The sequence below is a fragment of the Streptomyces sp. NPDC015144 genome, from assembly GCF_043079735.1.
Lineage (GTDB): Bacteria > Actinomycetota > Actinomycetes > Streptomycetales > Streptomycetaceae > Streptomyces.
On sequence record NZ_JBIBUU010000004.1, the window covers coordinates 351,300 to 365,766 of the forward strand.

Annotated in this window: 14 protein-coding genes; 6 read left to right on the plus strand and 8 right to left on the minus strand. The window is 72.5% G+C overall.

From position 1 onward, the window contains the following. The first annotated feature begins 59 nt into the window (after positions 1–59). Genes ACF08W_RS10475 through ACF08W_RS10485 form a run of 3 tightly spaced genes read left to right on the plus strand, consistent with a single transcriptional unit; the run spans position 60 to position 3,609 of the window. Positions 60–1,133 carry an ABC transporter ATP-binding protein gene (locus tag ACF08W_RS10475; RefSeq protein WP_392279027.1) on the plus strand — a complete coding sequence of 358 codons (1,074 nt, stop codon included), beginning with the start codon at positions 60–62 and terminating at the stop codon, positions 1,131–1,133. Then, on the plus strand, positions 1,133–2,179 hold the full coding sequence (locus ACF08W_RS10480; protein ID WP_352275349.1) for an NAD(P)-dependent oxidoreductase: 1,047 nt from the start codon (positions 1,133–1,135) through the stop codon (positions 2,177–2,179). Before ACF08W_RS10475 ends, ACF08W_RS10480 begins: the two co-directional genes overlap by 1 nt. Before the next feature lie 14 nt (positions 2,180–2,193). Continuing rightward, positions 2,194–3,609 (plus strand): FGGY family carbohydrate kinase, encoded by a 1,416-nt coding sequence (locus ACF08W_RS10485; RefSeq protein WP_392279028.1) that lies wholly within the window; start codon positions 2,194–2,196, stop codon positions 3,607–3,609. 46 nt (positions 3,610–3,655) lie between these two features. On the opposite strand, the gene ACF08W_RS10490 is transcribed toward ACF08W_RS10485, so the two are convergent. From ACF08W_RS10490 to ACF08W_RS10505, 4 genes are all read right to left on the minus strand, one after another. Beyond that, positions 3,656–4,609 (minus strand): ATP-dependent DNA ligase, encoded by a 954-nt coding sequence (locus ACF08W_RS10490; protein WP_392279029.1) that lies wholly within the window; start codon positions 4,607–4,609, stop codon positions 3,656–3,658. Between the two features lie 26 nt (positions 4,610–4,635). Continuing rightward, the gene (locus tag ACF08W_RS10495) at positions 4,636–5,592 is read right to left on the minus strand and encodes a Ku protein (protein ID WP_352275352.1); all 957 of its coding nucleotides are present in this window, start codon (positions 5,590–5,592) and stop codon (positions 4,636–4,638) included. A gap of 262 nt (positions 5,593–5,854) precedes the next feature. Then, positions 5,855–6,745, minus strand: a complete 891-nt coding sequence (locus ACF08W_RS10500; RefSeq protein WP_392279030.1) for a hypothetical protein — start codon at positions 6,743–6,745, stop codon at positions 5,855–5,857. Between the two features lie 334 nt (positions 6,746–7,079). Next, positions 7,080–8,363: a hypothetical protein gene (locus ACF08W_RS10505; protein ID WP_392279031.1), complete on the minus strand. Its 1,284-nt coding sequence runs from the start codon at positions 8,361–8,363 to the stop codon at positions 7,080–7,082. Positions 8,364–8,559: 196 nt separating this feature from the next. On the opposite strand from ACF08W_RS10505, the gene ACF08W_RS10510 reads away from it, so the two are divergent. Beyond that, complete coding sequence (locus ACF08W_RS10510; protein WP_352275355.1) at positions 8,560–9,201, plus strand: superoxide dismutase; 642 nt, start codon at positions 8,560–8,562, stop codon at positions 9,199–9,201. 123 nt (positions 9,202–9,324) lie between these two features. On the opposite strand, the gene ACF08W_RS10515 is transcribed toward ACF08W_RS10510, so the two are convergent. The 3 genes from ACF08W_RS10515 to ACF08W_RS10525 form a co-directional block, all read right to left on the minus strand. After that, a complete protein-coding gene (locus ACF08W_RS10515) occupies positions 9,325–10,203 on the minus strand; it encodes an alpha/beta fold hydrolase (RefSeq protein WP_392279032.1) in 879 nt (292 codons plus the stop codon). A gap of 81 nt (positions 10,204–10,284) precedes the next feature. After that, on the minus strand, positions 10,285–11,076 hold the full coding sequence (locus tag ACF08W_RS10520) for a hypothetical protein (RefSeq protein ID WP_392279033.1): 792 nt from the start codon (positions 11,074–11,076) through the stop codon (positions 10,285–10,287). A 101-nt stretch (positions 11,077–11,177) separates the two neighbouring features. After that, positions 11,178–11,846 carry an O-methyltransferase gene (locus tag ACF08W_RS10525; protein WP_385204127.1) on the minus strand — a complete coding sequence of 223 codons (669 nt, stop codon included), beginning with the start codon at positions 11,844–11,846 and terminating at the stop codon, positions 11,178–11,180. A gap of 76 nt (positions 11,847–11,922) precedes the next feature. Here ACF08W_RS10525 and ACF08W_RS10530 point away from each other — a divergent pair, with 76 nt between their 5' ends. Together ACF08W_RS10530 and ACF08W_RS10535 are read left to right on the plus strand one after the other, a co-directional pair. Beyond that, entirely contained in the window at positions 11,923–12,576 is a 654-nt protein-coding gene (locus ACF08W_RS10530; protein WP_352275360.1) for a CatB-related O-acetyltransferase, read from the plus strand. Next, positions 12,573–13,409 carry an MOSC domain-containing protein gene (locus ACF08W_RS10535; protein WP_392279034.1) on the plus strand — a complete coding sequence of 279 codons (837 nt, stop codon included), beginning with the start codon at positions 12,573–12,575 and terminating at the stop codon, positions 13,407–13,409. Before ACF08W_RS10530 ends, ACF08W_RS10535 begins: the two co-directional genes overlap by 4 nt. A gap of 28 nt (positions 13,410–13,437) precedes the next feature. Here the strand turns inward: ACF08W_RS10535 and ACF08W_RS10540 are convergent, their stop codons facing one another. Next, positions 13,438–14,397 (minus strand): aminoglycoside phosphotransferase family protein, encoded by a 960-nt coding sequence (locus tag ACF08W_RS10540; protein ID WP_385204118.1) that lies wholly within the window; start codon positions 14,395–14,397, stop codon positions 13,438–13,440. Positions 14,398–14,467: the final 70 nt, after the last annotated feature.

Below are 14,467 nucleotides of genomic sequence, written 5' to 3' on the forward strand. Positions count from 1 at the left end.
GTGGCGGCCGGCGCCGCCGCCTTCCGGACGGGGACGGCCGCCGGGGCGGTGGTGGCCCCGTGACCGGGCTGGCGCTGCGCGCGCTGCGCAAGACCTACACCGGTCGGGGCCGGGCCGCCGTCGAGGCCGTCCGGTGCCTCGACGCCGAGCTGGGCTCCGGCGAACTGCTGGGGCTGCTCGGCCCGTCCGGCTGCGGCAAGTCCACGACCCTGCGGATGATCGCCGGTCTGGAACCGGTGACCGGCGGCGACATCCTGATCGGCGGCACGTCGGTGGTGGGGCTCCCGGCCCGGCGGCGCAACATCGGGGTGGCGTTCGAGAACTACGCGCTGTACCCGCCGCTGACGGTGGCCGGGAACCTGGCCTTCGGGCTCGCCGCCCGCGGCGGCCTCGGCCGGACGGAGATCCGCCGCAGAGTGGCGGAGATGGCCGCCCGCATCGGGATCACCGAGCTGCTGGACGCCCGCCCGGCCGGGCTCTCCAGCGGCCAGAAACAGCGGGTCGCACTGGCCCGGGCCCTCATCCGGGAGCCCGACGTCCTCCTCCTGGACGAGCCGCTCTCCCATCTGGACGCCGCCCAGCGGGACACCACCCGGCGCGAGCTGAAACGCATCCAGCGCGACAGCGGGCACACCGCCATCCTGGTGACGCACGACCAGGAGGAGGCGCTGTCGCTCGCCGACCGGATCGCGGTGATGCGGGACGGCGCGATCCAGCAGCTCGGCACGCCCGAGGAGATCTACGACGCCCCGGCCAACCTGTTCGTCGCCGACTTCGTCGGGGAACCCTCGATCAACCTGCTGCCCGGCACCGCCGACGGCTCCGGCGGGGTCCGCCTCTCCGACACGGTCCGCCTCCCGGTGGCGCACCGGCTCGCGGCGGGACGCGCGGTGGTGCTCGGCATCCGCCCGGAGGACCTGTGCCTGGACGACACTGGTGCACGGGCGCGGGTCGCCGCCCACGAACCCCTGCTGGAATCCGGCATCACCACGCTGTCGCTCGACGGGGTGGCGAAGCCGCTGGTCGTCGTGGTCGGCCCGGAGGTACGGCCCGACCGGGACGACACCGTACGCATCACCGCCGATCCCCGGCACGTCCATGTCTTCGACGCCCAGACAGGAGACGCTCTGTGATGACCCGTTCCGAGACGGTTCGCCCGGTGACGAGGATTCTGCTCGCCGGTGACCACTTCGTCCGCAACACGCTGCTGGCCGAGGCCCTGTACCGGGCGCTGGGCCCGCTCACCGTGGAGCCCCGCCTCGACGAGCTGACCCTGCCCTGGCCGCTCGAACCCTTCGGCCCCGTCGCCGAGGTGACCGAGGCGAGCGACGCCGAGGACGCGCTGATCGCCGCCCTGGACGGGGTCGAGGTGTGCGTCACCCAGATGGCCCCGTTCACCGAGCGGGTGCTCGCCGCCGCGCCCGACCTCCGGCTGATCGTGGTCTGCCGGGGCGGCCCGGTCAATGTGAACGCCGCCGCCGCCCGCGCCCGGGGCGTGCACGTGTGCTTCGCGCCGGGGCGCAACGCGGCGGCGACCGCGGAGTTCACCGTCGGGCTGATGCTGGCCGCGCTGCGCCGGATCCCCGAGGCGCACCACGCCCTCGCCGCGGACGGCCGCTGGGACGCCACCCACTACACGTACGAGAACTGCGGCCTGGAGCTGGAGGACACCCCGGTCGGGCTGGTCGGCTACGGCGCGGTGGGCAGCCGGGTGGCCCGGGTGCTCGCCGCGTTCGGCGCGCGGGTCGAGGTGTACGACCCGTATGTGCGGGGCGATGTGCACGGCATGCGGGCCGGTTCGCTGGAGGAGCTGCTGGCCCGTTCGCGCGTGCTCACGCTGCACGCCCGGCTGACCCCGGAGTCCCGGCATCTGATCGGGGCCCGGGAGCTGGCGCTGCTGCCGCGCGGCGCGGTGCTGGTGAACGCGGCCCGGGGCGCCCTGCTGGACACGGACGCGCTGTGCGACGCGCTGGACTCGGGGCAGTTGCGGGCGGCGGCGCTGGACACGTACGAGCAGGAGCCGCCGCCGCCCGGATCGCGGCTCTTCCGTACTCCGCACCTCCTGATGACCCCGCACGTGGCCGGGGCCAGCCGGGCCGTCGCGGAGAAGGCGGCCGGGATCGCGGCGGCCGAGGTGGCGCGCTACGTGCGGGGCGAACCGCTCGCCCACGCCCTCTGAGGGGAGCTGTGACCATGACCGGAACCGGACCGCGCTACATCGGTATCGACGTCGGCACCTCCGTGGTGAAGGCCGCGGCCTTCGACGCGCGGGGCCGCACCCTGGCCGTGGAGTCCCGCCCGGTGGGGCTGTCGATCCACGACGGGTGCGTGGAGCAGGACATGGACGAGGTGTACGGGGCGGTCGGCGAGGTGCTGGCCGCGCTCTCCACCGACGGGGTGGAGTTCGCCGGGCTCACCGGCCAGGGCGACGGCGTCTGGCTGGTGGACGCGGCGGGACTGCCGGTCCGCAAGGCGATCTCCTGGATGGACGGCCGGGCCCATGAACTGGTCGACGGCTGGCTGGCGGACGGGGTCTTCGAGACCGTCTACCGGCGCACCGGCGGCGCGATGTTCCCGGGCTGTCCGGGCCCGGTGCTGGCCTGGCTCGACCGCCACGAACCGGCCGCGCTGGACGCCGCGAAGGCCGCGCTGTACTGCAAGGACATGGTGTTCCAGCGGCTCACCGGGGTGCGGGCGACCGACGTCTCCGACGCGTCGATGCCGTTCCTGTCCCCGGTGACCAGGGCGTACGACCCCGAGGTGCTGGACGCGCTCGGCCTCGCCCACCGGGCCGCCCTGCTGGCCCCGGTCAGCGACCCGGTCGCCACCGGCACGCTCCCCTCCGGGTTACGGGTCTCCAACGGCCCGTACGACCTGCCGGCCTGCGCGCTCGGCGCGGGCGTCACCCGCCCCGGCGACGGCCTCCTGATCGTCGGCACCTGCCTGGCCGCGCTGGCGGCCACCGACCGGATCGACCTGACCGGCGAACCGGCCGGGCTGCACATCTCCACCGACCAGCCCGGCCACTGGCTGCGCGCCATGCCCGCGATGGTCGGCACCGCCGCCCTGGACTGGGTCCTGACCACCACCGGCGTACGCCACGCGGAGGTGGACGCGCTGCTGGCCGCCACCCCGCCGGGCGCGAACGGGGTCCGGGTGCTCCCCTACTTCGCCCCGTCCGGCGAGCGCGCCCCGTTCGTCGAACCCCGGCTGCGCGCCGAACTGACCGGGGTGTCGCTGGAGACCACCCCGGCGGACCTGATCCGGGCCGTCTGCGAAGGCATCGGGTTCGCCGCCCGGCACTGCCTGGAGGCGGCGGGCCTCACCGGCACCCTCGCCCTGTGCGGCGGCGGCACCCGGTCGCCCGCCTGGATGCGGCTGTTCGCCGATGTGCTGGGCCGGCCGGTGCGGATCGTGGAGGGCGAGGTCGGGGCGCGGGGCGCGGTGCTGGCGGCGGCCCGGCGCTTCGGGGCGGAGCTGGACGAGGCGGTGTGGACGGCCCCGACCCAGACCGCCGCCCCGGACCCGGCCCGGTCGGCGTACTACGCGAAGGCGTACGAGGACCACCTGTCCCGCCTCACCGAGGCCCGCACCCACGCCCGCGCCTGACCCGGGCCACGCGGCGACGACCGGAGCGGCCGGAGGGACGTCCGGGTCACCCGATGTCCTGCCAGGTGAGATCGGGGCGTAGTCGGTGCCAGGAAGGGTGGCGCAGGAGTCCGGCTCGGGTCCGGGCGGCGTAGCGGATCTCGCCGACGAGGCGGGGTTCCACCCAGTGGGCTCCGGCCACGGTGGGTCGGGGGTGGAAGGGGCAGGTGCTGGTGGTGGTCCTGTGCAGGTGGTCGGCGAGGGCGGTGCGTTCGCGGTCGGTCCATCCGGTGCCGACGCTGCCCGCGTAGAGCAGGGTGCCGTCGGGTTGCGGCCGGCCGACGAGGAGGGCGCCGGGGAGTCCGGCGAGTCTGCCTCGGCCGGGGGTCCAGCCGCCGACGATGACGTCGATGGTGTGCACGTTGCGGATCTTCGTCCAGGACCTGGACCTCACCCCCGGCTCGTAGTGGGAGGTCAGGCGCTTGGCGACCAGTCCTTCGAGCCCGGCCGCGCGGGTCGTCTCCAGGGCCCGGTCCCCGTGGCCGGTGATCGCTGCCGGTGCCGACCAGTACGGTCCATCCAGGCCGAGGCCCTCCAGCACGGTGCGGCGCTCGGCGTACGGCTCCCGTATCAAGGACTCGGCCTCGAGGAAGACGACGTCGAAGACGACCAGGTGCACGGGGACCGTGGCCGCCATGCGGGCTGCCTTCGCCGCGGAGCCGGCCAGGCCCATGCGGGACTGGAGGAGTTCGAAGTCGCCGCGCCCTTCCGGGTCGGGGGCGATGACTTCGCCGTCCAGGACCGCGGGCCGGCGGAGGACGGCGCCCAGGCCGGCGAGTTCGGGGTAGGCCGGGGTGATATCGGCCCCGGACCGTGCCCGCAGGAGCACGGTGCCGTCGCCCGGCAGGTAGACCATCGCCCGTTGCCCGTCCTGCTTCACCTCGAACGACCACTGCTCGTCGTCCACGGGGAGGCGGCCGGGGGTGGCGAGCATGGGCTCGATGCGCGGCAGCACGGTCATGGTGTGAAGGACGCCGGGACCCGGGGTCAGGAGGCGTTCCGCCGCTTCTTCGCGGCGGTCTTCCTGGGAGCGGTCTTCTTCGGGGCGGCCTTCTTCGCCGGGGCCCGCTTGGTCGTCCTGGAGGCGGTGGCCTTCGTCTTCGTGGCGGGCTTCGTGGGGCGGATCTCGTGCACGGTCGCCTCCGCGCCGTCGTGCTCCCCGCGGGCCTCCTGGGCGGCCTTCACGGACGCGTTCAGGGCAGCCATCAGATCCACGACCTTCCCCGGCTGCCGCTCCCGTTCTTCCTCTCCCGGCTGCGGGGGCGTCCTGTCCTCGGCCTTCGCCTCGATGAGGTTCTCCAGGGCGTCGCGGTATTCGTCGCGGAAGCCGGAGATGTCGTCCCGGGTCATGGTCTCGGTGAGCTGGACGGCGCGGTCGATCTCGTCGTCGTCCAGGTCGACGGGCTTCGGGGCGAGGGAGTCGGGGCTGCGGATCTCGTCCGGCCAGCGCATGCTGTGCAGCACGATCGCGTCCTCGCGCACCTGGAGCATCCCGAGGCGCTCGCGGCCGTGCCAGGCGAGCTTCGCGACCGCGACCTTGTCGGAGCGCTCCAGTGCCCGGCGCAGGAGGGTGTAGGGCTTGGCGGCGACCTGGCCGTCGACGGCCAGGTAGTAGCTGTCACCGAGGCGGACGGGGTCGATGCTGTCGGCGTCGACGAATGCGACGATCTCGATGGCCTTCGCGGTCGGCAGCGGCATCCCGGCGAGCTCGTCGTCGGTGATCGGCACCATCTCGTCCCGGGCGACCTCGTACCCCTTGCCGATCTCGTCCTGCTCCAGCACCTTCCCGTCGAGCTCGCAGATCTTCCGGGTACGGACGCGGCCCATGTCCTCCAGGTGGACCTGGCGGAAGCGCACCGAGCGGTCCTCGCCGGCGGAAAGGATCTTCACCGGGATGGTCACCAGGCCGAAACTGATGGCCCCTGCCCACAAGGGTCTCGGCATATCGAACCTCCGAGGTCAGGCACTCTGCCGCATTCCGATCCTTCACCTGTCTCCGGCCCTACGCATCTGGATCAGCCCGCCACGGGGCACCTCGACGGCCGAACCCGCCGGACGGCCTCCACGGGTCCCTCCGTCCCCCGGCCGCAGGCCGCCCGATCACGGTCCGGCCACCGGACTCCGGTACGGGTCCAGGCGGGGAAGATTCGGCGGATCCGGTGCCGGGGCAGGCCCCTGCGGAGGTCCGGGGCGTCCTTGGCGGGTGTCACGGGCGCTGTTTCAGGTCGCCGTCGTGCCCTGTCGGGGACCCGAACCAGGCCACTGCCACCGCGCCCGATACGGCGAGCACGAATCCGGTGATCGCCGCCCAGGCGAAACCGGGACGGGAGGCGTCGCCGAGCCACAGCACGCCGATGATGCCCGGCAGGACGGTCTCGCCGACGACCAGCGCGGCGGTGGCGCCGTTGACCGAGCCGACCTGCAGGGCGACCGTGTGCAGGTACATGCCGCCGATGCCTCCCACCAGGATCGCGTAGAACGCCGGATCGCAGAGCAGTGCCGCCGGATCGAAGGGGTCGACGCCGTTCAGCACGCGCACCCCGACGCCGAGGGCGCCGAAGCCCAGCCCGGACAGCAGGCCGGCCAGGATCGCGGCGCGCGCCCCCAGCAGGCGTACGACCACGGTGCCGCCCACGATCAGGAGCAGCGAGATCCCCAACAGCCACCAGTGCGTGGAGATCGGGGTGTCGCCGGTGCCTTCCGGGCCCGCCGCCGTCGCGAGAAGCACCAGCGCGGAGCAGACCACCGCGATCGAGGTCCACTCGGCGCGGTTGAGGCGGAGACCGAGGAGCTTGATGCTCAGCAACGCCGTGATCACCAGGTTGGCGCTGATCACGGTCTGCGACAGGAACAGCGGCAGGAGGCGCGCCGCCAGTACGCCGAGCCCGAAGCCGACGAAGTCCAGGATGGTTCCGACGATGAACTCCCAGGTCATCGCGGCCTTCGCAGTGGACGACAGGCTCGGGCCACCATGCTGGGTCACGCTGCCCGCGACGGCCTCCCGGCGGGCTGACTTCCGTGATCCGACGGCCTGCAGGACGGAGCCCGTGCCATAGCAGATCGATGCTGCCACGGCGGCGAGCAGTCCTATGAGCACCGAAAGCTCCGTTCACGCATGGGGATACTGGGGTTCGGCCCCTTTCTCCCTGGCAGACGCGGGTTTCAGCGCGAAAGTTGCTTCCGACGAGTCAGCGTGACGGAGCGTCCGGGGTGCTGCGGGCAGATCACCAGGCGGACATGAAATCACCGCCGCCTCCCCCGAACTACGAGGCCTGGCCGCCACGCCCGAGGGCCGGTCGGCGATGTCGGACGGGGAGATCACCGCACCGGACGACAACGACCGCCCCGACTACGAACGCCTTCAGGCCCTGCCGGGAGGAAACCCGAGGCCGCAACGGCGCACCGGACGCAGATCGACCGGTGGCACCAGCTCATCCGGTCGCGGGGTACACGTTCATGTCGATGCCCACCGCGGCGTACTCGTTGATCACGTACGTGCTCGCGTTGTCGTAGAGGCCGCGGTCCTTGCCCGTGCGGGCGTCGAGGATGACGCTGTCGGCGTCGGCGGTGGCGTAGACGGCACCGTGGAAGGCGTTCGCGACCTCGGGCTTCTTCCGTGAGGGGTCCTCCTCCGAGAGGGTCCAGAGCACCTTGCGGCTCTGGGCGTCGATGCCCCGTGCGGCCTCCTTGGTGTCGCAGACGACCGTGGACCGCTGGTCGTGGATGCAGTGGATTAAGCTGCCGTTCGGTGCGCTGGGGACGGGCTCGCCAGTACGGCTGTCGCGCAGCGTTCCCGCGACGAAGAAGCCGCCTCCCACCTGCTCGATCTCCACCCCGGCACGGCCCTCCTGCTTCCAGCGCGGGGAGCCGTCCGTGAGCGCCAGGCCCGCCAGGGCGACGTCCTCCTGAGGGGAGTGCCAGCCGTCGATCGCCTGGAAGGTCGCTTCCTTGCCGAGCTGGGCGCCGATGACGGTGCCGCCGTCCAGCGCGGCGCCCGCGAAGCCGTCCTTCTGCCAGATCGCCCGGTGGCTCTTCAGGTCGACCGCGTAGGTGGTGGCGCTCTGGCCGCCGTCACCGCCGGCATCGTCCGTGCGTGTGAGGACCCTGAGGGCCGCGGTTCCGCCCTCGGCGCCGATCACCGCCGGCTCCAGGTCACTGACGGTCGCCCCCTTCGGCGCGGGCAGCCGGACCGTCCAGGACACCTTGCCGCTGTCCGCGTCGACGGAGCGCAGGTAGACGTCGGTCCGGTCGCGCTCGGTGCCCGAGCCCTTCGTGTAGTCGGCGTACGCGAAGAGGACGCCCGTGCGGCCGTCCTGCTGGGCGAGGACCGGCGGGATGGTCTGGTCGTCGCTCGGCACGCCCTCCTTGCCCGTGTACCAGTCCTTGCGGCCGAGGGGGGACGACCAGAGCTTCTCCCCGGAGTGGGTGTCGTAGGCGTCGAGCGCCTCGGAGGTCCGGTGGTACAGCCTGGGCCCGTGCAGGGCAAACCCCCAGTCCTTGACGTCCTCGTCCACGGGCAGTGCGATCTCCTTGCCGAACTTCGCGGGAGGATCGAAGGCCTTCGGCTTCGCCGCGGCCGGAGGCTCGGCGCCGGAGGCCGCACCCGGGGCCCCGGCGTCCGTATCCGTCCCGGACGCGCCATCGGAACAGCCCGCCAAACCGGTCAGCACTGCCACGAGAGCCAGATGCATGACGTGCCGGTGCTTCGCTCGCACAGTGCTCTCCCCCTGTTGGTCAACTCCGCAGCAGCCTAGTGGCGTTGTCCTCGCGAGAACGCCACCGCGCCATCGGATCCCGTCGAAGCTCCGACTAGGCCGAAGGACTGATCACGGGCGGAACCCTCCTACCCTTAGGATGCTCTTGCATATAGGTTGCAATAACCACAGGTAAGCAGCTGGAGGGTTCGATCACATGGCCACGTACACGCTCCCGGAACTCCCGTACGACTACGCGGCGCTCGAACCGGTCATCAATCCGCAGATCATCGAGCTCCACCACGACAAGCACCACGCCGCGTACGTGAAGGGTGCGAACGACACCCTGGAGCAGCTGGAGGAGGCGCGCGACAAGGGTTCCTGGGGATCGATCAACGGGCTCCAGAAGAACCTGGCGTTCCACCTCTCCGGCCACATCCTGCACTCGATCTACTGGCACAACATGACCGGCGACGGCGGCGGCGAGCCGCTCGCGGCGGACGGCGTCGGTGACCTGGCGGACGCGATCACCGAGTCCTTCGGCTCGTTCGCCGGCTTCAAGGCCCAGCTGACGAAGGCCGCGGCCACCACGCAGGGTTCCGGCTGGGGCGTCCTCGCGTACGAGCCGGTCAGCGGCAAGCTGATCGTCGAACAGGTCTACGACCACCAGGGCAACGTGGGCCAGGGCTCCACCCCGATCCTGGTCTTCGACGCCTGGGAGCACGCCTTCTACCTCCAGTACAAGAACCAGAAGGTCGACTTCATCGACGCGATGTGGGCCGTCGTCAACTGGCAGGACGTGGCCAAGCGTTACGCGGCCGCCAAGGAGCGCGCCGACGTGCTGCTGCTCGCCCCCTGACCGGGCGGCGCGTGAATCGTCCTGCCTCGTGATCGTCTTCTCAACCTTCACCCGGCAGGCGGATGGAGGGAGGGCCCCCGCCTGGACGTGACAGGCGGGGGCCCTTCTGTCGCGTTCCGCGGCTCAGGGGGCGGGGGCGGCGTGGGCCAGGAGGGTGCTCAGCACCTGCTCGGCATGGGTCCAGAGCACCGCCCCGTCGGCCTCCGGCACCAGGTGCCGGACCGCGCCCGGGATGCGGGCGGTCAGCCGGAGCCCCTGGTCGGGCGAGTGGCCGGTGTCCTCGGTGCCGTACCAGAGGTCGACGGGTACGGCGATGTCCGACAGCCCGATCCCCCAGCGCCCCATGGCCAGCACGGTGTCCCGGGCGTACCCCTCGGCGCCCCGCGCGAACGCCTCGTCGAGGGCGCGCCGGTACGCGGCGGCGAACGCGGGCTCCCGGTAGACCGCGAGGTCACACTCCGGGCTGCTGGACATGACCATGTCCAGCATCGCCTGTGCGGTGAACCCGGCGAAGACCCCTTCGGCGGCGGCCGGGTCGGTGACGGCCAGGTCCACCAGGCGCCGCAGCTCCGCCGGGAGCGCGTCGGCGAAGCCCGGGTCGGCGACCTCGTCCGCACCGGAGACCACTGCGAGCGCCCCGACCACCCCGGCCGCGGCGCACGCCAGCGCGAACGGCGCCCCCTGCGAGTTCCCGGCCATCAGCGGCCGTTGCCCGAGGCCCCGCAGGGCGGCGAACGCCCGGACGTCCTCGGCGAAGTCACCGAACGTACGGCCCGGAGCGGGCGAGGAGGCGCCCAGCCCCGGCCGGTCGACGGCCACCAGCCGCACCCCGAGCCGGTCCACGGCACCGGCGCCGAACCCGAGGTGCCGACTGGTGGCCGCCCCGGGCGAGAACAGCACGGGCACCCCGTCCTCGGGCCCCCACTCGGCCCACCCCAGCAGCCGCCCTCCCGGCAGCCTCTGCGCACCTGCACGAATCGGGTCACTCACATACGAACTCATACGTTCGATCGTGACCGCCCCCACCGCCGATGTCGAAGGGATTCCGGGCGGGCCCGCACCGGTCGCCGCTACGGACCCCGCTCAGTCGGCGAGCACATCCAGTGCGGGGAGGTCCTTCGCCTGCACGGTCTCCGAGGGCTTCGGCGGCTTGGCGACGACCGGCTTGTCGTACGCGTCCAGTTTGAGCATCACGGGGACGTCGCCGAGAGTGAAGTCGATACCGCGGGGTTCATTACCGCCCTTCTCCGCCACGTACACCGACACCTCACCGATGCCGGTCCCGTGCGCGATCTGAACGGTCCGTACATCGCCCTCGGGTCGCGGGTTTCCCCTCCGCTCCGCCTTGTCGGCCTTCGCCGGGATTCCCGCGAACGCCGTGTCGAGCGCGCAGAGCGAGAGTCCCGGGTCCTTCAGGGCGTCCTCAGCGGCGTACTCGATGTACTTCCCGCGGGATTTCGCGAGCGCCTCGTCGACGGCGGCCAGTTTGTGCGGCGCGGCCACCTTCGCGAGCTCGCGCAACTGTTTCCGGCTCTCCTCGCCGTAGCGCACCCAGGCGCGACCACCCGTGATGACGACGTCATTGGGAATGCGTGAGTCCGCGTACGTGCCGACGCAGTTGCCCCGCCGGTCGGCGCTCAGGTCCACCATCCTCGGTATCGGCTGCCGAACTTCGCCCTTCATGCGGAAGGAGCGGTACCCCTTGAACAGCTTGAGCGACTCGTTCATCCGCTGCGTGTCGCTCATGGCGGGCGCCGCGGACGGGGCACCGCCCCCGGAGCCGTCCGCCCCGTCCGATCCGCCGCAGCCCGCCAGCCCTCCGGCCAGTGCGGCGGCGCACAGCACCGCGGCCGCCGCCCTTCTTCTCGTCCCCACCCCGACGCACCCCTCTGCCCAAGAACCATGCGGTTCAGGTGAGTCATGTGCTCTTCACGTGAACCACCTGTGAAAACAGGCCTCAGCATGCCAGAGGGTGTTCAGCCGGTGACCAGTGCCATCATCAGGCCGTCGTAGCCCTTCTCGCCGACGGTCTGGAGCGCGGTCGCGCTCAGCCTCGGTTCGGCCGCGACGAGTTCGGTGAACCGGCGGACGCCCCGCACCTTCGGGTCGTCGCTGGTGGCGTCGGCCACCTCGCCGTCGCGTACGACGTTGTCCGCGATGATCAGACTCCCGGGCCGGGTCAGCTTCAGCGACCAGGCCAGGTACTCGGGGTTGCTCGGCTTGTCGGCGTCGATGAACACGACGTCGAACGGCTCCGGTTCCTCAGCGGCCAGCTCCGGCAGCGTGTCCAGGGCGCGGCCCACCCGGACCTCGACGACCTGCCCGAGACCGGCCCGCTCGACGTTGGCCCGGGCCACCTCCGCGTACGCCGGGTCGGCCTCCAGCGTGACGACCTTGCCGCCCTCCGGCAGCGCACGGGCCAGCCAGATGGTGCTGTAGCCGCCGAGGGTGCCGATCTCCAGCACCCTGCGCGCCCCCTGCAACCGGGTCAGCAGGTTCAGCAGCTTGCCCTGGTTGGCGGCGACCTGGATCGCCGGAAGCCCCGCCGCCTCGCTCGCCGCCACCGCCGCGTCCAGAACCTCGTCCGGGCCCACCAGCAGGCCGTTGAAGTAGCCGTCCACCTCGGCCCATCGCGCGTCCGTCATGACTGCCCTCTCTCGCGGATCAGTGAGTTCCCAATAGGAACTTACCTCATGCGGGGTGGATGCGATGATGGGCGCCATGAGCCCTGATCACGCCGATCCCACCGCGCTGCACCCGATGCCGGGACAGCCCAGGGTCGTCCTGCTGAAGCCCCTGGTGAAGTCGGAACTGATCGAGGTCGGGGACTTCTCGTACTACGACGACCCGGATGACGCCACCGGGTTCGAGACCCGCAACGTGCTGTACCACTACGGCCCGGAGAAGCTCGTCATCGGGAAGTTCTGCGCGCTGGGGACGGGCACGCGGTTCCTCATGAACGGCGCCAACCACCGGATGGACGGCCCGTCCACGTTCCCGTTCCCGTCCATGGGCGGCTCCTGGACCGACCACTTCGACCTGCTGACCGGGCTGCCCTCGCGGGGTGACACGGTGGTCGGCAACGACGTCTGGTTCGGCTACGGCTCGATGGTGATGCCGGGCGTGCGGATCGGGCACGGCGCGATCATCGGCGCCGGGTCCGTCGTCACCTCCGACGTGCCCGACTACGGCATCGTCGGCGGGAACCCGGCCCGTCTCATACGGACCCGCTACGACGAGGAGACCATCGCCAGGCTGCTCGCCGTCGCCTGGTGGGACTGGCCCCTCGATCACCTCACCCGGCACATCCGCACCATCATGTCCGGCAGCGTCGACGCGCTCGAAGCGGCCGCCCCGGAGGGCATCGCACCATGATCACCGTTCGCGAGCTGGTGTACTACCCGGTCAAGGGCTGCGCGGGAACCGTCGTCGACTCGGCGCCGGTCCTCGGCACCGGCCTGGAGCACGACCGGACCTTCATGGTGGTGGACGCGACGGACGGCGCCTTCCGCAGCCAGCGCACCCACCCCGCCATGGCCGCCGTCCGGGTCGAGGTCCTGGACGGCGGGACGGCGCTGGCCCTGTCGGCCGAAGGGGCCGGGGCGCTGCGCCTGGAGGTGGACCGGGACGGCCCGCGCCGCGAGGTCAGCATGTTCGACCGCCCGCTCGGTACGGCGGTGGACCAGGGGGACGCGGTCGCGGAGTGGTTCTCCGACGCGCTCGGCGTCAGCTCCCGTCTGGTACGGGTGCCCCCCGGCTTCGACCGCGACGGCTGGGGCGACACCCCCGGCAAGGTCAACTTCGCCGACGCCCACGCGGTACTGGTCGCCTCGACGGCCTCCCTGGACCACCTCAACGACCGGATCGTCGCCCGGGGCGACGCGGAACCGGTCCCGATGAACCGCTTCCGCCCCAACATCGTCCTGACCGGCGACGACACCCCGCACTTCGAGGACCGGGTGCGCCGGATGACCATCGGTGACGTCGAACTCGCCCACTCGGTGCGGGCGATGCGCTGCGCCGTGCCGATGGTCGACCAGTCGACCGGTCACCGCGCGGGCCCGGAGCCGATCCGCACCCTCTCGACGTACCGGCGTGAACCGGAGTACCGGAACAAGGTCAGCTTCGGCGCGAAGAACGCGGTGGTGTGCGAGGGCACGATCCGGGTCGGGGACGCGGTCGAGGTCGTCGCACGGTTCGACGCGTAGCCGGCCGCGGCGCGTGGGGCCCCGGCCCTCACTCCACCGCGGACCGGCCCGACGGCCGCTCCGGCGCCGTCCGGAAGTCGGCCGCCGTCGCGACGAGGCGTCGCAGCGCGGCCCGGCCGGGCGGGCCCCAGGTGGGTTTGCCGCCGGGGCGGCCGTGCGTACCGGCGTCCCCGATGTCGATGCAGACCAGCGCGCGGTGCGCCGTGATGCCCCGGGCCCGGAGCAGGGTCGCCGGGTCCACGGCCGGTCCGTAGGCGGCGAAGAAGCGGTCGGCCGCGCCGTCGGGCAGCAGGGTCCACGCGGCGGCGAGATCGTAGGCCGGGTCGCCGGTGCAGAGGTCGCCGAAGTCGATGACGCCGCAGAGGGTGCCGTGTTCGGTGAGGACGTTGGCCGCGTGCAGGTCGCCGTGGATCCACAGCGGCGGCCCGTCCCAGCCGGGTGCGGCGAGGGCGTCGTCCCAGACGGACCGGACGGCCCCGGGGTCGGGGACCAGCCCCCGCCCGGCCGCCGAGTCCAGCAGCCCGGTGAAGTGTCCGTCCCACTCGGTCAGCGGTCCGCCCCGGGCGCGGCCGGCCGGTGCCGTCGCGGGGGCGGGCCGGTGGAGGGCGGTCAGGAACGCCGCCAGCGCGTCGGCCGACGCGTCGCCGGTGGCCGGGGCGAGGTCGGCGGGGGTGCCCGGCACCCAGGTGGTGACGATCCAGGGCCGGGGGTACCGCGCGGACGGCTTCCCGAGGCGCTGCGGCACGGGAACCGGCAGGGGAAGGCCCGGGGCGAGGACGGGCATCCAGGCGTGCTCCTTGAGCAGCAGCTCGTCCGCGGACTCCGTGGCCCAGGGCAGCCGTACCGCGAGGTCGTCCCCGAGCCGCCACAGCTGGTTGTCCCAGCCCCGCGCACCGAGCCGCACCGGGCGGTCGGCCAGGTCGGGGTGCTGGTCGCGCAGCAGGTCGCGGACGAGTTCCGCCGTGATCTCGGTGTCGGTATGGGTCATACGGACCCACCGTAGCCGTACGCCCCGCCGTGGCGGGCCGCCGACCGCAGGGGGGTACCGCCGGAGGGCG